Source organism: Candidatus Cyanaurora vandensis, from assembly GCF_013285555.1.
Classification (GTDB): Bacteria; Cyanobacteriota; Cyanobacteriia; order Gloeobacterales; family Anthocerotibacteraceae; genus Cyanaurora; species Cyanaurora vandensis.
The window spans coordinates 1-17,693 of record NZ_JAAXLT010000133.1; the positions used below are offsets into that span (position 1 = coordinate 1).

The 17,693-nt window shown below is 56.9% G+C and carries 19 protein-coding genes; 5 read left to right on the forward strand and 14 right to left on the reverse strand.

Annotated elements, in window-relative coordinates; all coding sequences use genetic code 11:
• Together HFM78_RS09050 and lpxB are read left to right on the forward strand one after the other, a co-directional pair.
• Positions 1-706, forward strand: a 706-nt coding sequence (locus HFM78_RS09050) for a TIGR01777 family oxidoreductase (RefSeq protein WP_287129112.1), incomplete at its 5' end; no start/stop codon positions are given.
• A 329-nt stretch (positions 707-1,035) separates the two neighbouring features.
• Positions 1,036-2,199, forward strand: coding sequence for a lipid-A-disaccharide synthase (gene lpxB, locus HFM78_RS09055; RefSeq protein ID WP_287129113.1), 1,164 nt, complete (start codon positions 1,036-1,038; stop codon positions 2,197-2,199).
• Between the two features lie 99 nt (positions 2,200-2,298).
• On the opposite strand, the gene HFM78_RS09060 is transcribed toward lpxB, so the two are convergent.
• A complete protein-coding gene (locus HFM78_RS09060; RefSeq protein WP_287129114.1) occupies positions 2,299-3,711 on the reverse strand; it encodes an ATP-dependent DNA helicase RecQ in 1,413 nt (470 codons plus the stop codon).
• Positions 3,712-3,948: 237 nt separating this feature from the next.
• Positions 3,949-5,190, reverse strand: a complete 1,242-nt coding sequence (locus tag HFM78_RS09065) for a dihydrolipoamide acetyltransferase family protein (protein ID WP_396033282.1) — start codon at positions 5,188-5,190, stop codon at positions 3,949-3,951.
• 91 nt (positions 5,191-5,281) lie between these two features.
• On the opposite strand from HFM78_RS09065, the gene HFM78_RS09070 reads away from it, so the two are divergent.
• On the forward strand, positions 5,282-5,680 hold the full coding sequence (locus HFM78_RS09070; RefSeq protein ID WP_287129116.1) for a hypothetical protein: 399 nt from the start codon (positions 5,282-5,284) through the stop codon (positions 5,678-5,680).
• 2 nt (positions 5,681-5,682) lie between these two features.
• Here HFM78_RS09070 and HFM78_RS09075 read toward each other — a convergent pair whose 3' ends face one another.
• The 7 genes from HFM78_RS09075 to HFM78_RS09105 all read right to left on the reverse strand — a co-directional run bounded on the left by HFM78_RS09075 (position 5,683) and on the right by HFM78_RS09105 (position 9,917).
• A complete protein-coding gene (locus HFM78_RS09075) occupies positions 5,683-6,816 on the reverse strand; it encodes a glycosyltransferase (protein ID WP_287129117.1) in 1,134 nt (377 codons plus the stop codon).
• Positions 6,801-7,142: a histidine triad nucleotide-binding protein gene (locus HFM78_RS09080; RefSeq protein WP_287129118.1), complete on the reverse strand. Its 342-nt coding sequence runs from the start codon at positions 7,140-7,142 to the stop codon at positions 6,801-6,803. The genes HFM78_RS09075 and HFM78_RS09080 overlap by 16 nt, the downstream gene beginning before the upstream one ends.
• Positions 7,139-7,672: a DUF3727 domain-containing protein gene (locus tag HFM78_RS09085; RefSeq protein WP_287129119.1), complete on the reverse strand. Its 534-nt coding sequence runs from the start codon at positions 7,670-7,672 to the stop codon at positions 7,139-7,141. Before HFM78_RS09085 ends, HFM78_RS09080 begins: the two co-directional genes overlap by 4 nt.
• The gene (gene ruvX / locus HFM78_RS09090) at positions 7,665-8,120 is read right to left on the reverse strand and encodes a Holliday junction resolvase RuvX (protein WP_287129120.1); all 456 of its coding nucleotides are present in this window, start codon (positions 8,118-8,120) and stop codon (positions 7,665-7,667) included. The genes HFM78_RS09085 and ruvX overlap by 8 nt, the downstream gene beginning before the upstream one ends.
• Before the next feature lie 47 nt (positions 8,121-8,167).
• The gene (locus tag HFM78_RS09095) at positions 8,168-9,076 is read right to left on the reverse strand and encodes an AEC family transporter (RefSeq protein WP_287129121.1); all 909 of its coding nucleotides are present in this window, start codon (positions 9,074-9,076) and stop codon (positions 8,168-8,170) included.
• Positions 9,076-9,378: a hypothetical protein gene (locus tag HFM78_RS09100; RefSeq protein ID WP_287129122.1), complete on the reverse strand. Its 303-nt coding sequence runs from the start codon at positions 9,376-9,378 to the stop codon at positions 9,076-9,078. The genes HFM78_RS09095 and HFM78_RS09100 overlap by 1 nt, the downstream gene beginning before the upstream one ends.
• A gap of 92 nt (positions 9,379-9,470) precedes the next feature.
• Positions 9,471-9,917: an NUDIX hydrolase gene (locus HFM78_RS09105; RefSeq protein WP_287129123.1), complete on the reverse strand. Its 447-nt coding sequence runs from the start codon at positions 9,915-9,917 to the stop codon at positions 9,471-9,473.
• A gap of 394 nt (positions 9,918-10,311) precedes the next feature.
• On the opposite strand from HFM78_RS09105, the gene HFM78_RS09110 reads away from it, so the two are divergent.
• On the forward strand, positions 10,312-11,940 hold the full coding sequence (locus HFM78_RS09110; protein ID WP_287129124.1) for an integrin alpha: 1,629 nt from the start codon (positions 10,312-10,314) through the stop codon (positions 11,938-11,940).
• Positions 11,941-11,962: 22 nt separating this feature from the next.
• On the opposite strand, the gene HFM78_RS09115 is transcribed toward HFM78_RS09110, so the two are convergent.
• From HFM78_RS09115 to HFM78_RS09130, 4 genes are all read right to left on the reverse strand, one after another.
• The gene (locus tag HFM78_RS09115) at positions 11,963-12,505 is read right to left on the reverse strand and encodes a 3-isopropylmalate dehydratase small subunit (RefSeq protein WP_287129125.1); all 543 of its coding nucleotides are present in this window, start codon (positions 12,503-12,505) and stop codon (positions 11,963-11,965) included.
• Entirely contained in the window at positions 12,502-14,295 is a 1,794-nt protein-coding gene (ilvB, locus tag HFM78_RS09120) for a biosynthetic-type acetolactate synthase large subunit (RefSeq protein WP_287129126.1), read from the reverse strand. The genes HFM78_RS09115 and ilvB overlap by 4 nt, the downstream gene beginning before the upstream one ends.
• A 111-nt stretch (positions 14,296-14,406) precedes the next feature.
• Positions 14,407-14,994: a GTP cyclohydrolase I FolE gene (folE, locus tag HFM78_RS09125; protein ID WP_396033280.1), complete on the reverse strand. Its 588-nt coding sequence runs from the start codon at positions 14,992-14,994 to the stop codon at positions 14,407-14,409.
• Between the two features lie 60 nt (positions 14,995-15,054).
• Positions 15,055-15,771, reverse strand: a complete 717-nt coding sequence (locus tag HFM78_RS09130; RefSeq protein ID WP_287129127.1) for an SDR family oxidoreductase — start codon at positions 15,769-15,771, stop codon at positions 15,055-15,057.
• 120 nt (positions 15,772-15,891) lie between these two features.
• On the opposite strand from HFM78_RS09130, the gene HFM78_RS09135 reads away from it, so the two are divergent.
• Positions 15,892-16,251 carry a hypothetical protein gene (locus HFM78_RS09135; protein ID WP_287129128.1) on the forward strand — a complete coding sequence of 120 codons (360 nt, stop codon included), beginning with the start codon at positions 15,892-15,894 and terminating at the stop codon, positions 16,249-16,251.
• On the opposite strand, the gene HFM78_RS09140 is transcribed toward HFM78_RS09135, so the two are convergent.
• A complete protein-coding gene (locus HFM78_RS09140; protein WP_287129129.1) occupies positions 16,232-17,632 on the reverse strand; it encodes a deoxyribodipyrimidine photo-lyase in 1,401 nt (466 codons plus the stop codon). The genes HFM78_RS09135 and HFM78_RS09140 overlap by 20 nt on opposite strands.
• Positions 17,633-17,693: the final 61 nt, after the last annotated feature.

Here is a 17,693-nt window from a genome sequence, read left to right on the forward strand (position 1 = left end):
AGATGGGGTAGTGCATCTGGCGGGGGCTCCCGTGTTTGGGGAGCGGTGGAGTGAGGCGTACAAAAAAGAGATCCGGGTAAGTAGAGTGACCGGGACTCAGCTATTGGTTCAGGCCATCAATCAAATGAAACCACCGCCAGTACTGGTCTCGGCTTCGGCGATTGGGTATTACGGGTTTCGAGATGGCACCGAGTTGATGGAGGAGGCTCCGGCGGGGAATGATTTTTTAGCACGGGTTTGTGTGGACTGGGAAGGCGCGGCCCGTGGGAGTTCAGCACGTACCGTGATCCTGCGGCTGGGGATTGTGCTGGCACAAGAAGAAGGCGCATTGGCAAAGATGTTGCCGCCTTTTCAGAATTTTGTGGGCGGACCCTTGGGATCAGGAGAGCAGTGGTTTTCCTGGGTCCACCGGGCAGATGTAGTGGGGGCGATCTTATTCGCGCTAGACCAAGCAGGACTCCAGGGGACCTTTAACTGTACGGCTCCGCAGCCCTTGACGATGCGCGATTTCTCCCAGGCGTTGGGACAGGCGTTGGGCCGTCCCTCTTGGGCACCTGTCCCGCGCTTGGCCCTAGAAGTGCTGTTGGGCGAGGCGGCGGTCATCTTGGTGGAGGGCCAGCGGGTAGTGCCGACCAAGTTGGAACAGGCTGGGTATCGCTTTCGCTACCCTTTGGCAGCCTTGGCTTTGAGGGACCTACTCGGCTGAGGGCTATACTTTTTGTCAAGTTTTCTTGCGAAGAAACTTGACGTTTTTAGCCAAACTACCCACGATAGAAATATAGAGAAAAGTGTACCCCGTCCCCCCCAAAAACCTATATCCAGTCAGAGCCGTAAGCCCGTCACGGCGACTGTTGTTGTGCGTCGCGCTATTGAGGAAGGCGGTGAACACTATTGGCAAGTACAGGACTTCCCTGAGCTTTCAGCTTTAGCTGTCAGCCAAGCCCTTTCTCGACTAGCACATAGTGGTTTTATCAAGCGGGTAACGCCATTACCGAGAATTGAAGTCATCTCCCGTAAAGCTTTAGGATGATCCTAATGGCGGGGTGTCTTGTGGCAAGGCGGATTTTTATCAGTACAGGGGAGGTCTCCGGCGATCTCCAGGGCAGTTACTTGGTGCAGGCGTTACTTCAGGCTGACCCGACCCTCGAAATCGCGGCCTTGGGCGGCGAGCGCATGGCCTTGGCGGGGGCAAAACTGATTGCCAATACCTCCGCGATTGGTTCGATTGGGGCCGTTGAAGCTCTGCCCCTAGTTTTACCCACTCTTCGTGTTCAGGACATCGCCAAGAAATATCTCCGCGCTCATCCTCCTGACCTCGTGGTCTACATTGATTACATGACCCCCAACACCGCTTTGGGGCAATACGTCCGCAAGCATTTCACTATCCCCACGGTCTATTACATTGCTCCCCAGGAATGGGTCTGGCGGTCCGACCCCACCAACACCCGTCGGATCATTGCCATAAGTGACCTAATCCTGGCGGTCTTTCCGGGAGAGTGTGACTATTACGCGAGCTACGGGGCCAATATCCAGTGGGTCGGTCATCCCTTAGTAGATATCGTTAAGCCGACCCGTAGCCGCGCCGAGACCCGCGCCGCCCTCGGGGTGGCTGACACCCAACCCGTCGTCCTCTTGATGCCCGCCTCGCGGACCCAGGAGTTGAAATACATCCTGCCGGACCTCTTCACTGGGGCGAAGTTACTCCAAGAGAAGCTCCCCGGCATTCAGTTTTGGCTCCCCGTCGCCAATGAGACATTTAAAGAGACGTTTATCCGTGAAGCCGGGGCGCGGGACCTGACCCTGACCTACCTACCCGCCTGTAACTATGATTTACTCAATGCCGCTGACTTGGTAATCGGGAAATCTGGCACCGTAAACCTAGAAAGTGCCCTCCTGGATATTCCTCAACTGGTCGTCTACCGCATCAGCGCGGTGACGGCTTGGATTGCGCGGAATCTGTTGCGCTTCAGTATTCCTTTTGCCTCGCCTGTTAACTTGGTCACGATGGAACCGATTGTCCCGGAATACCTCCAAGAAGCTACCAATCCCGCCAATATTTTGCAGGCAAGCTATGACTTACTCACCAACCAGACCCGCCGGGAGCGGATGCATCAAGACTATGCCCGGATGCGCCAAGCCCTCGGCAGTCCTGGGGTTTTAGACCGCGCCGCTCAACATATTCTGAATTTACTAAAGTAATATCGAACCAGCAAGGCGTGGACCCCCATGACTGGACTCCAGACTCAGGCCAACCGCATTCTAGACCGCATGGACCGCCGCGACCGAGGCGAATAGGGCCTAGCGTTGACAATTATCACAATGTCCACAGGTGAGTTGAGCGGTATGGCCCAGGCTTGCGAGCAAGAATTGCCACCGGCAGTGGCGGGTGTGGGGGTATTGCTGCATGGATTGTAGGGTGCTGGGGAGCAGGGGCGGGTCCGGGAAACGGGCGGGCAGGGTCAGACGGTATTGGAAGGGGGTTTCCCAATGTAGACAACCGCTCTGGTGCAGGAGGCTCAGGGCTTGGGCGAGTTCTGGCGTGGGCTTATCTAGGAGTGTAGGGGCGGTGGTTTGGGGCAGGGTTTTCGCGCGGGCGCGGGCGCGGCGTTGTTGTTCCTGGAGGTTTTGGGCGAAGTATTGGTGGAGGGTCTGGTCCGTGGGGTCGAGGCGGCCTGTGGGTTCGCTGGCAATCAAGAGGGCGTGGGCAAGCTGTCCATCCCGCCCCGCCCGTCCAATCTCCTGCAAATATTCCTCCGTACTCACCGGGGACTCAAAATGGGCCACCCAGCGTAAATCCGTATGATTGATCCCCATGCCAAAAGCCGAGGTGCAGATAAGGAATAGCTTCTTGCGGTCCAACCACTGCCGCTCTAGGACCCGCCGTGCTGGACCGAGTAAACCCGCATGGTAGTAGGCCGTGACGAACCCTTGGGCGGCCAATAGCTGGGTCAGTTGTTCGGCTGTGGTCCGCGAACGCACATAGACCAAACCCGCCTCCGCCCGGTGGACTTTTAAAAAATTGAGTAAACGTTCCCGGCGACCCCGGGGGGTGAAGACCCGTTGGACGGTCAAGATTAAATTGGCGCGGTAGGGATTGAGGTGGACTAAGTGGGGATTTTGGAGGTGCAGGACCTCAGTGATCGTCCGCTGGGTTTCGGGGCTAGCGGTGGCGGTGAAGGCGGCAACAGGGATGTTTAGAGTCCGCCGGACGGCCCCGAGGCGACGATAGGCGGGCCGGAAGCTCGCACCCCAAGTCGCTAGACAATGCGCTTCATCAATCACCAACCGCGCTAGTGCCAAGTTCCCCAAGCGCGACCAGATGTCTTTACTGAGTAGACCTTCGGGTGAGATGTAGAGGACTTGCCAGCGGCCTTCTTCTAGTCCCTGGAGGACTTCTTGGCGGACAAGATCGGGGAGTTCGCTGTGGTAGCCTGCTGCGGCTATTTGACGGCGGCGCAGGTCCTGGACTTGGTCTTCCATCAGGGCAATCAGAGGGGTAACAACCAATGTGGTGCCGGACTGGAGCAGGGCAGGCAACTGGAAACACAGACTTTTCCCGCCTCCCGTCGGCAGGATCGCTAGGACATCTTGACCAGCGAGGAGGGCGGGAACGACTTCTTGCTGGGGACCCCGCAGGGCAGGATAGCCCCAAATTTTGTTTAAAACCTGAGCGGGACTATAGGTTTCGGCTAGCTCATCTAGGAATGGCATCTGAAACGGGGACACTAGGCTTTAACTAAAGTACCCATACAGGTCCTATCCCCGTGAAACGGACTCGGTATTACTGCGCCCAGTCCAGTTGCCAGCGAAAAAAGCTACAAAAGATGCTGGCTTGAAAATAGCGTTAGGTGGGTAGTCCCTCCTTTTTCAAGGAGGGCTATGCGGATCTCTTTTGCCTTGGTCCCCCACCACGCCCGTGCCCGTCAGGGTATGGGGCGGAGGGGCTTTCTAGAGCGTCAACTGTTGGGGTTCCTTTTCGAGGAGCAGGGCTAGGTCCTTCAGGAATTGGGCTCCGTGGGCTCCGTAGAAAACACGGTGGTCGCCGGTGAGGTTGACTTCCATCTGTTTACGGATGCCAAAACTGGCCCCGTCTTCTAGGACTACAACTCTCGAAATCCCGGCTCCGATAGCGAGGATCGCGCCCGTGCCGGGGGGGACGATGGCATCAAAGCGGTCTACCCCGAACATCCCCAAGTTAGAGATAGTGAAGGTACCCGTGGTGTATTCTTCGGGGACTAGTTTTTTGGTGCGGGCGCGTTCAACGAGGTCTTTCCATTCCCGTGACAGTTGGTACACGTCTTTTTGGTCGGCCTGTTGTAGTACCGGGGTGATGAGGCCCCCATCCTCCATGGCGACGGCAATGGCGATGTTGATCGCGCGGTTGTGCTTGATCCCGGCGGAGGTATAGCTGTTGTTGACCAAGGGATGTTTTTTGAGCGTATTGGCGACGGCTTTGGCAAGCAGGGTGGTCATGGTCACGCCCTTGGCCTTGATCTGTTTGTAGAGCGCGTCCAAATTATCAGTGGTGATGGTGTAACCAACCCGGAAACTGGGGATTTGGAGACTCGCTTCCATGTTGCGGACCACGGCCTGTTGCAGGGTGGTCAGGGGGACTATGCCTTCTTGGGCGACGAGGGGCGGTGTGACGGGAATAACGGGGATAGCCACAGGCAAAGCGGTCGGTTTGGGGAGGGCGGCAGCGCGGACATCGGCTTCTTCAATCCGTCCCCTGGCACTGGTAATGGCGAGGGTGCTGAGGTCTACGCCGAGTTCCTGGGCGACGACCCGGGCGCGGGGGGAGGCGAGGACCCGACTACCACCATTGGTTGTTGCGGCGGCGACAGGTGTAGGAGCGGCTGGGGTGGCGATGGGAGCCGGAGTGGGGGCAACGGCGGCAGTTTTGGTGGCGGTGGGCTGGATGGGGTTCTTCTGGGCTTCGGCGAACTCGGCCTCAGTCTCAGCAATCAGGGCAATCGGGGAGCCGACCGCAGAGGAGCCCCCGGCATTGACTAAAACTTGGGCGAGGAGGCCCTTATTAAAACACTCCACATCCATATCCGCTTTATCCGATTCAACCACGAGCAAAATATCGCCTTTCTCGACCCGGTCGCCGACGTTCTTCTTCCAGGAGACCACCTTCCCCTCGGTCATGGTGGAACTCAAGGCAGGCATGGTTACTTCGCGCATGATTCTTCATCCAAACAGCGTTCGATATTGTACTTCATAATCCCTCAGCAGCGAGCTTTACAACTAAAATAAAACTAGCTACCCTGAGTCCGCCATGTTCATTGAGTCCATGCACAGTCTTCCCTTTGCCATTGATGATATTTACGGCGGGCTAGCCCAAGTGCGCGGCCTGTTGAGCCTGGAGTCCGACTATCTGCTGTTGGAATATCAGGTCCGCGATGGCCTCGTCGGGATGGTCAAATCACGGGTGCGCGAACTCAAAGTGCCGTTAGCTGAACTAGAAATGGTCACGCTGGACAAACGTTGGCTCACCCTGGGCTTGATGCTCAAGTCCTACCGGATGCACACCCTCCAGGACCTCCCCACCAGTGAAGCCGGGCGCGTCATCTTGAAACTCACCCGCCGCGATGAAGTCATCGCCAACCAACTCATTCACCACCTCAAATTGAAAATCTCCGAGGCCCGGTTCGAGCGCGTTAATACCCCGCGCTAACCTCAATGTCGGTGGCTCAACCGTGTCCACTGCTCCTGAATTAGAGCCTTCATTGCCGACTGGTACTCGGTCCGGGCGAACTGCTTACTGTGGGCACGAATTATGGCAGGGTCCCATTCCACCTGTTCACTGGCTTTTAACGCTTTAATTAACGATTCCACCGTCTGATGGGCGAAATGTAGACCCGTTATGCCTGGTACCACCGTCTCCAAGGCCCCGCCACGACCGTAGGCCACCACCGGACGACCACAGGCCTGGGCTTCCACGGGCATAATCCCGAAATCTTCCTCTCCCGGAAAAATCAACGCCTTACAGTTCGCCATCAGGTCACGCAACTTTGCGCGGGGCTGGTGCGGTAAAAATTCAATGGTCGGACCCGCCATCTGCTTAAGTTTTTTCAGTTCCGGGCCATCCCCGACTACGACTAAGCGCACCCCTAGTTGACGACAGGCGGCAATCGCTAGATCGCCCCGTTTGTAGGGCACCCAGCGACTAGCAATCAAGTAATAATCCGCCTGAGGATGGGCTACGGGCCGAAAATAGTCCACATCCACGGGAGGGTGGATCACCAAGGCGGGGCGGCGGTAGTAGCTCTGGATGCGCCGTGCTACGTGTTGACTATTGGCAATCAGCGTATCGGGCCGCTGGGCCGCCTGGAAGTCCCACATCCGTAAGTAATGGAGGGCCAAGGGCATCAGGGCCTGTTTGAACCAGCCGCCCCGATAATCCCAGATGTATTCCTGATAGAGGTCCCACAGGTAACGGGTGGGGGTATGGATGTAGGACAGGTGCAAGGTATCGGCCCTAGTCAAGACCCCCTTGGCAAAGGCGTGGCTACTCGATAGGACTAAGTCAAACTCCCGCAGGTCCAAGCTCTCGTAGGCCATGGGCATCAGGGGTAAAACATACTGGAGCCGACTTTGGTAATTTTTAGTCCCGAGGGGCAACTTCTGCAGAAAGGAAGTACGGATATCGTGCCGTTGCCAACGCTCGGGCATGGTCTGGGCACTGAAGTAACTGGTGTAAACCGGGGCTTGGGGGAAAATTTCTAACAGAGCCTCGACACAGTTCTCAGACCCGCCCTGGTGAATAAGATAATCATGGATGAGGGCAACCCGCATCAACCGGGGGGCCAACCCAAGACACGACCCCCCAAGAGGTGGACGTGGAGATGATAAACCGTCTGACCAGCATCTACCCCATTGTTGATGACTAGGCGATACCCCCCAGTCAAGCCCAACTGACGCGCAACCTCCGTTGCCACCCAAAAAAGATGACCGACGAGCGGGCTGTCCGTGGGGGTCATGTGTTCCACTTGGGCTAGGGGCTGCTTGGGGATAACTAGCACATGGACCGGGGCCTGGGGATTGATATCCCGAAAGGCAAGGACCCGCTCATCCTCGTAGAGAATATCAGCGGAGATTTCCCGGTCAATAATGCGCTCAAAAAGAGTCTTGGTCATCCGTTATCCGCATTCTCAAATAGCGCGTCCTCAAACATCGGCATCAAGGTCTTGGTCTCCTCCGGGCTCAGCATCCGGGGCGGGGCCTCCGTGAGGTCTACAAACAAGAATAAAGGGTCCACTGGGCTGAAGACGGCGTAGTGGCGTTCCTCGACAAAGAATTCGCTGACGAGTTGATAGTCTTCCTCTTCTTCCTCTTCATCTTCACTGATGGTATAGACTTCGCTGTCTTCATCGGCCTCGGGCACGTCCCCCGTCACCACGAGGACAAAAGCCGAGTCCAGCAATTTGAGTTCTTGCTCTTCGAGGACGGCCCGGGCGGTGGGGAGGACCTTGGCGATCTCCTCATCATCGAGGTCTTCGAGGGTCGGTTCATCTTCATCTTCCGTATCAATCCAGGCCATCACCCGGACCGGGGTACCCTGGGGCAGGACGAGACCATAGATTTTATCGTCCAGAGGAATTTCCTGGAGCAATTCACAGGTGAGGGTACGGCCCACATCATCTTTTAGCGTTAAAACTTCACTCATGCACTTGCTCCTGTAGATACCCTTGGCGGCGGTTGAGCCACTGTTGAAGAATAAAACAAGCAGCCTGTTGGTCCACCAGGGCCCGCCGTTTGAGGGCCGGCAGGTTTTGGGCCAAAAGACTGCGCTTGGCCTGGACCGTGGTGAGGCGTTCGTCTTCGTAATGCACCGGCAACCCCAGGCGTTGACCAAGCAGGTCCCCGAAATGTTGAACTTTCTCGGCTTGGGGGCCGAGGGTACCATTCATATTGCGGGGTAGGCCGACCACGAGGGCTTCAGCCTGACGATGAGTCGCCAGGTCCCGGAGTTGGGCAAAGTCCACATCAAGCCGTCGGCGCTGGACCGTGGTTAAACCGGTGGCGATCAGCCCCGTCCCATCGCACCCAGCGACTCCAATTCGTTTTGAACCCACATCCAGGCCCAGGACAGAAACCATGGCTTGTTCAGTCACATCTACATCCTGTGACAATCATACGGCTTTGCGGGAATCTATGGAAATCACCCACCTAGACTTGTGGCAAGCCACACCCAGCCCGGTAAGGTAATCATCAATCCCAGGGTCCCGAGCACAATGGTCAGGGCGGTCAATTCGCGGTCTAAACCGTAGGCTTCACTCAAAATAAGACAGGCCATCGCTGGGGGCATCGCCGCTTGAACGACCAGAGCTTCCAAGACCCGCCCGCCTAAGCCTAAGCCCAGCCCCAACCCCAAGACCCCGAGGGGCACAAGCACCAGCTTGATTGCCAGGGCAGGCCAGACTTCCTGCGCTCGTCGCCAGGAGACCTGTTGTAGACGCATTCCCAAAAGCATCAAGACTAGGGGAATAACGGCTAGGGCGATCGTACTCACTACGGCCCAAAGTTCTGGGGGCACGGGCCAAGCACGGGTCCCCAGGGTCAGGCTAAAGGTCCACAGAATCGGGTTCAAGGCCACATCGCGCCCTAGTTTGGCCCAGCGTACCTGTCCTTGTCCATAGCCACTCGCCAAGGCCGTCCCGCCCAAATTATTCCAGAGTGTTCCGAATACATCATAAAAAACAGCCCAGCCAAAATAAGCGGGTCCGACTAAGCCTAGAACCAAGGGGTAGCCCAGATAGCCAGTATTACCCATGGTGGCACTCAGCAGGAAACTCCCCCGCGTTTGGGGGCTAAGCCGGCGACCTTGCAGCCACAACCAGCCCAGCCCTAGCCCCCAGAATGCTGCGGCAATGCCAACTACCCCACCCAACCAAACCGGCCCGCTCAGGTCCGCCCGTCGCAAAGAGGTAAAGATAAGGAGAGGAATGCCGACCCAAAATAAACCCTGACCCAGGTAACGGGGAACTGACTTAGGGAGCCCGAAGCTAATCAGCCAACCGAGCAGACCCCAGCCCAGGAATGATAAATAAAGGGTAAGGAAACCTAACACTAGCGACGGAAGGGTACACTCGGCGGCGCAACGAATTCCGCCCGGTCCTCAGTGGCCTGTTCAGAGGTGGCCCGCACTTCAATATGGTTAAACAGGGTGGTGACAAAGGTGAAGAGCAGGAAGGGTAGGGACATGACCAAGATGAGACCCACCACAAAAAAGGCCATCTGGGGGTTCGCTGCGCCCATGCTTGCCAAGGCTGCCGCCACACTGATCAAGATAATCCCAATCCAGGCCATAACTTGAGGATAAATATCCCCAAAAGTAAGGGTGCAGGCAAAGCGATACTTCTGATTGAGCATGGTAACTACCTCGTTCACAGCGTCCCCACTGCGGGGGGATTACTTAAAATTGTAAAGATTAATCCCACCAATTGAGAATTCGTAGCATTACTTTATAATTCGCCGCAATTGGGCCGGGGCCGTTGTCCGTAATGGCGGTAGCGCGTGTAGTCCCGCAAGATCTGTTCATGGTCGAAACAGAGGGGCTGGGGTAAGTCCCATAGCTCGACGACTCGCGCACTCTTAGCATCGTCGCCGCCTTGGGGTTCTCCGGTGGCAGTCCCGACAAAAACAACGCTCAAAGTATGTTTACGACGGTCGCGGGCTGGGTCTGAGTAGACCGCCAATAAATCCACGAGGGTCACCGTCAACCCGGTTTCCTCTAGGGCCTCGCGGCAGGCAGCGGTCTCCACCCGTTCGCCGTAGTCCACAAACCCACCGGGCAAGGCCCACCCCAAGGGCTCATACCGCCGTTCAATGAGGACAATCGGACGGTGGGGACGGTCAATCAGTTCGATAATCACATCTACGGTCGGGGCCGGGTTGCGGTATTCGGGCATGGTTTAGTTCTGTTGGTAGTATCAGGTGATTTCCCATAAGCTTATAGAGAGAGGGTTCCAGAAGACAGTGATACTTCACTAGCGGGTACCCATCGTAGGCCCCTCTCCCCCAGAACTAAAATAGGCGTTCTAGATATCCAAGCGCGGGGTTGCGGTATAAAAGTCTGGGTTGGTAATCACTAACGCGCTTGTCCAAGTCGCCAACGCACTATTACAAACCACCAACGTGCTTGACCAGACCGATAGGAGCCACAACAATCTAGGGGTTTTCCTACACGACAGGCGGTACTATGTCTACGACTCGGGCCTGTGTTGCAAGAGACATCCCCTAGTTTAGGGGTGTGGTAATGTCGCCTTGGTCTGACTAGTCCGTACCCCTACCTTAGGTCCCGCCATGCCAAGCCCCGCTGTCAGTCGTCTCGCCTATCTCACCTCCGCTTGCGCCCTAGCCTTACTCCAGGGCTTGCCGCTACTGCTACTCACGGCCCTCACCTCCCTCCCGGCACCGTCCGTCCGTGCCCAGTCCCTAGCCCCGGTTGCGGAGAACTTAGGTTTTACCATTGTCGGGATCGAGAGCTTTGACTTTGCGGGCTACTCCATCAGTAATGCGGGCGATGTCAATGGGGATGGACTCGATGACATTATTGTCGGGGCTTTTGGTGCCAATCCCTTGGGACGCGCTTACGCTGGCGAAGCCTACGTCATTTTTGGCAAGACCGATGCGATAACTGTGGACCTACGGGATATTCGAGCGGGTCTAGGTGGTTTTTCTGTTGCCGGTAGCGGCACCGTGGGCAGCTATGACCGCACCGGTGAAAGTGTCAGTGGGGCAGGTGATGTCAATGGCGATGGTCTCGCGGACCTAATTGTCGGTGCGAAGTTGTCGGATCTAGCGGGGCTCAATAACGCTGGGGAGAGCTATATTATTTTTGGCAAAACCGATACCACGACTGTAGACATCAGAAATATCGAGCAGGGCCTAGGGGGGTTTGTCATTCAAGGGGCTGACTCCGACGACCGCTCAGGCAATGCCGTCAGCTCCGCCGGGGATGTGAATGGAGACGGCCTCGCGGACCTCTTAGTCGGTGCCTACGCAGCCGAGGCAGCAAGTGTGGGGGACACTGGCCTCAGCTATGTGGTCTTTGGCAAGACCAACACCATCCCCGTAGACCTCAAGGCTGTGGAGCAGGGGCAAGGCGGCTTCGTCATTGTTGGTCAAGGCGGCGGCACTCGCTCCGGCACAGCCGTCAGTCATGCCGGCGACATCAATGGGGATGGACTCGACGATGTGTTGGTGGGTACCTTCGACTTTGACCCGACGGCTGGGCAGACCTACGTCGTCCTAGGCAAAACTGACACTAACCCTGTGCAGTTTGCCGAGCTTAGGGCGGGGCAAGGCGGCTTTGTCGTGTATGGTATTTCAGCCAAAGACTACGCGGGGGTTGCCGTCAGTGGGGCGGGCGATGTCAATAATGATGGCTTAGCCGACTTCATCGTGGGCGCGCCGACTGCTGATGTCGGCGGTGTATTCAACGCTGGCGAGAGCTATGTGATTTTTGGTAAGACCGATACTCGCGCTGTACAACTGGCTCTAGTCCGCGCGGGTAGCGGTGGCTTTGGCATCTTTGGGCAGCAAGAGCGCGCCCGCTGTGGGTACGCCGTTAGTGAGGCCGGTGACATCAACCAAGATGGTTTCGACGATGTGATCATGCTCTGTGACCGCGCCGACCCCGAGGGCCGGGTGGATGCTGGTGAGGGCTATGTCATCTTTGGCAAAACTAACACCGCCCGTGTCGAAATCCAGGCCCTACGGCGGGGGCAGGGCGGCTATATCGTCAAGGGTGCTAGCACTGATAACCCCCTGGGCAAATCCCTAGGCGGTGGCGGCGATGTCAACGGCGATGGGCGGCCTGACACCTTGTTTGGTTCCCCCGATGCAGACCAAGGACCCCTAGGCAGTGTGGGTGTGAGCTACGTGCTGTTTGGTAAGAACAATACGCTACCCATTGATTTACAGGAGTAGTTAACGGATTAGCAACAGTGGGCTAGGGGGCGGCCTTGATCATGCCAGACTGACGGGCAAAGTCAAACAGGCCCCCCGCTGCAATCACCGGACCCGCCTCACCTAGGGGCTTGAGGGGATATTCTCGGCCCGTGGTGTGGTTAATAAAAAGATTGTGGTCAAAGTCAATCGTCACAGTCTGACCCGTGGTGCACTCAGCTACCAAACGGTCTACGGACTGCCAGGGGTACAACTCGCCGGTTGCCGTGCAATTGCGAAAGAAAATCCGGGCATAGGTGGGTGCCACCACCGCTTGGACCCCAGCAGCACCGAGGGCAATCGGGGCGTGTTCACGGGAGCTACCACAGCCAAAATTATGCCCGCCGACAATAATCGGGTAGCGGGTGGTTGTCTGACCCGGTTCCACAAAGGGCGGGTAGTCACCATCCAAGCCAATCAGAGCATAGGAACCAAGTTTGGTGTACTCCTCGGGTTTAGAGGGCACCAGCGTCAGGTACTCCGCCGGGATAATCTGGTCGGTATCAATGTTGTCGCCTACCACAAAAATCAAGCCAGTAATCTTCACAGTTTCCCTCCGCACTCAGGACAGAAATGATTCGTGGACGGGTTCTTGACATTGCAACTAGGGCAGTAAATCAATTCAATCAAGTTGAGGTCAATCGGGACGGGACGGGGTAGGCCGACCATCTGGGCGTTACTCGCCCCCGGAGCCACCATCGGGTAACAGTTAGCATCGCGCACCACTTGGAAATCACAGACCACCGGGCCATCACTGGTCATCAGTTCTTCGAGGGCGGGTTTGAGTTGGTCGGGGTGGTCCACCCGCATCCCCTTCATCCCGTAGGCTTCCGCGAGTTTTACAAAGTCCGGGGTGCCCTTCTCCATGCGCGAGTGAGCATAGCGTTCTTGATAAAAAGCCTCCTGCCACTGCCGGACCATCCCCTGCCAGCCATTGTTGATAATCGCGCACTTGACCGGGAGGTTGTACTGGACCGCTGTCCCTAGTTCCTGGAGGTTCATCTGGAAACTGGCATCCCCGGCAATACAAACCACATCCTCCCCCGGTACCCCGACTTGGACCCCCAGGGCTGCGGGATAGCCATAACCCATCGTCCCCAACCCCCCCGAGGAAATCCACTGGCGCGGGCCGTTGGTGAGGTACTGGGCCGCCCACATCTGGTGCTGGCCCACATCGGTGGTGTAGTAAGCATGGGGGGCGCGGTTACGAAAACCAATCAAGACCTCTTGGGGGTACAACCGCTGCCCGTCGTGGGGATCATCTAGGGGATAGTCCTCGCGCCAACGTTGGATACGCTCCAGCCAGACTCTAGTCCGGGGCTTGATTTCCTCAATCCGCTTGAGTAAGTCCGCCAAAACCTGCCGTACATCGCCGACAATCGGCACATCTGGGACACGGTTCTTGGCAACCTCAGCGGGGTCAATATCAATGTGGATCACCTGGGCACGAGCGGCAAAGGCATCCAGCCGGCCCGTTACCCGGTCATCGAACCGCGCTCCCACGGCAATTAACAGGTCACACTCGGTCACGGCAAAGTTAGCGTAGGCGGTGCCGTGCATCCCGAGCATCCCGAGGGCTAAGGGATGGGTCTCCGGGAAGGACCCTTTCCCCATCAAGGTCGTGGTGACGGGGATCAAGCACTTTTCAGCTAGCAATAAAAGTTCCTGGTGGGCGGCACTGGCAATTGCCCCGCCGCCCACGTAGAGTAGGGGCCGCTCAGCTTCGAGGATGAGCTTAGCCGCCGCTGCAATCTGCCGGGGGTTCCCCTTGAGGGTAGGGCGGTAGCCGTTGATCTTGACTCGTTGCACCGGCTCATATTCAAAAGTTGCCTGTCCCACATCCTTGGGAATGTCCACCAGCACCGGACCCGGTCGCCCGCTGCCAGCAATATAAAAAGCCTCAGCAAAGACCCGGCTAATCTCCTCAGGGTGCTTAATTACGTAGGAGTGCTTGACAATCGGTAGGGTGATCCCAAAGATATCCGCCTCCTGGAAAGCATCGGAGCCAATCACCTGACTGGGGACCTGCCCGGTCAAAGCCACCATCGGCACCGAGTCCATATGGGCCGTGGCAATCCCTGTCACTAGGTTGGTCGCCCCCGGCCCCGAAGTCGCCACACAGACCCCCACTCGGCCGGTGGCGCGGGCGTAGCCATCGGCGGCATGGACCGCACCCTGCTCGTGGCGGGTCAGGAAATGCTCCAACCGCCCCGCCTGCTCCGCTTGATAAATCTCGTCATAGATGGGCAAGACCGCGCCCCCCGGATAGCCGAAAATATGGCGCACACCTTGACGACACAGGCTGTCCACAACCGCATAGGCCCCGGTGGTTTGCATCCTGACTTCTCCTCACGCTGGTTAGATGAAAATAGTGTAGCGATATACACGAAATGAGTCCAGATTTCAAAAACTCAATTGCCCCCATCCATATAGCGGCAGGACCGAGTTTTAGAAGCTGGACTTGTGGCGCACCAAGCTCAGGAACTCATCGCGGGTCGGGTGTTGTTTAAAAACGCCGACCATCGAACTCGTCACTGTCCAAGAGTTGGTCTTTTGGACCCCGCGCATGACCATACACATGTGGCTCGCTTCAATGACCACCGCCACGCCAGCGGGTTGCAAGATTTTGTCTACGGCCTCGGCAATCTCGCGGGTCAGGCGTTCCTGGACCTGGAGCCGACGGGAATACATCTCGACAATCCGGGCCAATTTCGAGAGTCCGAGGACCTTCTGTTTGGGGATGTAGGCGACGTGGGCGCGACCAATGAAGGGCAATAGATGGTGTTCGCACAGGCTAAACAGGTCAATATCTTTGACTAGCACCATCTCGTCATGGCCCACATCGAAGATGGCATCATTGACAATCGCCTCTAGGGACTGGTCATAACCCTGGGTCAAGAATTGCAGGGAGCGGGCAACCCGAGCCGGAGTCTTGACCAAGCCCTCCCGGTTGACATCCTCCCCAATCCCCTCAAGCAACACCTTGACGGCTGCCATCATCCCCGGCGTGGGGTCCTCCGCAATCTGATCGTCCATCGGGAGCTTAGGCGTGAGTAAGGAATCATTTTGCAGTAAAGACATCTGGCCTCCAATAAATTAAAGAGCCCCACCCGCTGGCATCAAGATGACTTCTTCAAGTACCGCATGGGCGGGTAGGGTGAAAGCTTGGACAACGACTTGGGCAACCGTCTGGGGATCGAGCATCTTGGCCCGGTTGAAATCCCCCGCCACCGTATCCCAGAGTGGGGTCGCCACCGCACCGGGACAGAGCGTACAGACGCGGATCTGGTCAGCCCGCAGTTCCTCCGCCAAGGTCCGCCCGAGGGCCACCAGACCAAATTTGGTGGCACAGTAGGCCCCCCAACCCGGAAAGGTCCTTAGCCCCGCAATCGAAGCGAGATTCACAATGACCCCGCCCCCATTGGCCCGTAAGCGGGGAATGACCTGTTGGGTCAGGGCAAAAACAGCCGTGAGGTTGAGGGCCATCAGTCGTTCCCAATCGCCAATCGCCATCTGCTCTAGGGGCTGGACTTGGACCATCCCTGCACTGTTGACCAAACCCGTAATTGCACCGAGTTCAGTGTGGATACGTTCCACGAGTGCGCCGAGTCGGGCATACTCCGTCAGGTCCTGCACAAATAGCTGGGCTTGACCCCCGATGGCTTGAACCTGCTCTAGGGTAATCGTCAACTCCGCGACCGACCGACCCACCAAAGCTAAGGTAAACCCTAACTCCGCCAAAGCAACCGCCGTAGCCCGACCAATACCACCGCTGGCCCCCGTCAAAATGACAACACCAGAAAAATTGGTCACGTGTGGATGTAAGACTTGCCAAAACCTATTATAGAACCGCTACTTAATAAAGGGACGTTCCCGTTCTGCCCTGCTCCTGGGACTACAATATTTGTAAATACCTAATGAATGCACAACACCATGGAAAACCTGGCCTGTACGCTCGCGGTGCTGTCTCTAGGTGGGATCGTCAAGTATTTTGATGGTCGGATTGTCCATGGGCTAGGGCTACTGCCCCAGGATGATTATTTTGCGGTGCTTGGGGCAATACTGATGATCCTCTACCTGAGCTTGGCCTGGAACTATTTTGGGCTGGCGGGGAACTTGGATGGTCCGACCGTGGGCCTGACGGTGGGCTGGATTGGGCTGAGTTGGTACTTGATCCAACGCCATCTTAAACACCCAGACGCACCCGAACATATCCTCGACTGGACCGGGAACCATCTTCTGTTGACGGGGTGCTTTTATAGTCTGCTCAGCATCAAGACTCTACTGACTTGACCTGACTCTGGGCCTGGAATCGGCGTTTGAAGAGTTCTTGCTGTTGTTTATGGTCTACCATCGGGCGCGGGTAGTCGTAGCGGTGGAGGTTTTGGGTAGTCATGAGTTCTTTGGGTTCAGCTCTAGTGAGTCGGGGCAGCCAGCGGCGGACGTAACTACCGTCAGGGTCGAAACGGGCCAGTTGGGTCTGGGGATTGAAGATTCGCAAGGGTTTGGGGTCGGTGCCCATGGACGCGCTCCACTGCCAACCGCCGATGTTGGCGGCGAGGTCGCCATCTACGAGTTTTTGGGCAAAATATAACGCGCCCTTACGCCAATCAATCAAGAGGTCTTTGCACAAGAAACTCGCTACCACCATCCGACAGCGATTGTGCATCCAGCCGGAGTGGTTGAGTTGAGCCATTGCCGCGTCCACTAGCGGATAGCCGGTTTCGCCCCGGCACCACTGTTCAAAGTGTTCTTCGTTATCGTTAAAGGCAAAATCGCTGTACTTGCGCTGGTAGGGCTGGTCTACGGTCTCGGGATGGTAGGCCAGGGTGTACTTATAAAAATCCCGCCAGCACAATTCTTGCCGCCACGCAGTCAGGTTCTCTAGCCGTTCATCGCTGTAGGCATCCGCTTCTAGTTCAACCGTCGCTTGCCAGACCGTCCGTATGCCCACCGTCCCCATCCGTAGGTGTGGACTCAGGCGGGAGGTGCCGTCTTCGGCAGGGAGATTGCGTTGACTACTGTATTGGAAACAGTATTCGGGCTGACAGAATTCCTCTAACCGCGCCAGACCCACGTCTTCACCCGCATCCACTGGGGGTTGGTCGGTACTCATGCCCAGTTGGGCCAGAGTGGGTAGGGGTTGACTGGTTAATTCTACCGTTGTGAGTCGGTGGGGTTTGGGATAGGGCTTGGGTTTGGGGCGGCTGACCCAGTTGCGCCAGTAGGGACCGAACACGCCGTAGCTCTTGCCCTGTCCCGTCAGCACTTCATCGGGGCCATGGAGCATGATTTCACAGCAACGCTGTACCGCAATCCCTTGTTCTTGAAATGCTGTGTGCACCCGTTGGTCGCGCACCTGAGCAAAAGGTTCGATATCTTCGTTGAAATACAGCGCGGTTGCCTGAGTTTCCCGCGCTAGGTCCAACAACACCGCTACCGGATCGCCCTGTCGCAAAACTAATTGCCCACCGATACGCCGATAATTCTCAGCCAGGACTCCCAGACTATCAAGGAGAAACTGGACGCGAATCGGGGCAATATCCGTCAGCGTCAAGATTGCCGAGTCGAAGATAAAAACAGAGACGACCGCCGCCCCTGTCTGTACTGCTTGGGCGAGTGCTGGATTGTCTTGGAGCCGGAGGTCCCGCCGATGCCATACAAGAATTGTCATGATTTAATTTTAGGGCACCAATCCGTCCTCTCTCCACGAGCCAAAAAAAGGGCGTACCGAG

Excerpts from the sequence above, each read along its gene's own strand:
- lpxB (WP_287129113.1), top strand. The coding sequence starts at position 1,036 with ATGGCGGGGTGTCTTGTGGCAAGGCGGATTTTTATCAGTACAGGGGAG.
- HFM78_RS09060 (WP_287129114.1), bottom strand. The coding sequence starts at position 3,711 with ATGCCATTCCTAGATGAGCTAGCCGAAACCTATAGTCCCGCTCAGGTT.
- HFM78_RS09070 (WP_287129116.1), top strand. The coding sequence starts at position 5,282 with ATGTTCATTGAGTCCATGCACAGTCTTCCCTTTGCCATTGATGATATT.
- HFM78_RS09080 (WP_287129118.1), bottom strand. The coding sequence starts at position 7,142 with ATGACCAAGACTCTTTTTGAGCGCATTATTGACCGGGAAATCTCCGCT.
- HFM78_RS09085 (WP_287129119.1), bottom strand. The coding sequence starts at position 7,672 with ATGAGTGAAGTTTTAACGCTAAAAGATGATGTGGGCCGTACCCTCACC.
- HFM78_RS09100 (WP_287129122.1), bottom strand. The coding sequence starts at position 9,378 with ATGCTCAATCAGAAGTATCGCTTTGCCTGCACCCTTACTTTTGGGGAT.
- HFM78_RS09105 (WP_287129123.1), bottom strand. The coding sequence starts at position 9,917 with ATGCCCGAATACCGCAACCCGGCCCCGACCGTAGATGTGATTATCGAA.
- HFM78_RS09110 (WP_287129124.1), top strand. The coding sequence starts at position 10,312 with ATGCCAAGCCCCGCTGTCAGTCGTCTCGCCTATCTCACCTCCGCTTGC.
- ilvB (WP_287129126.1), bottom strand. The coding sequence starts at position 14,295 with ATGCAAACCACCGGGGCCTATGCGGTTGTGGACAGCCTGTGTCGTCAA.
- folE (WP_396033280.1), bottom strand. The coding sequence starts at position 14,994 with ATGGACGATCAGATTGCGGAGGACCCCACGCCGGGGATGATGGCAGCC.
- HFM78_RS09135 (WP_287129128.1), top strand. The coding sequence starts at position 15,892 with ATGGAAAACCTGGCCTGTACGCTCGCGGTGCTGTCTCTAGGTGGGATC.
- HFM78_RS09140 (WP_287129129.1), bottom strand. The coding sequence starts at position 17,632 with ATGACAATTCTTGTATGGCATCGGCGGGACCTCCGGCTCCAAGACAAT.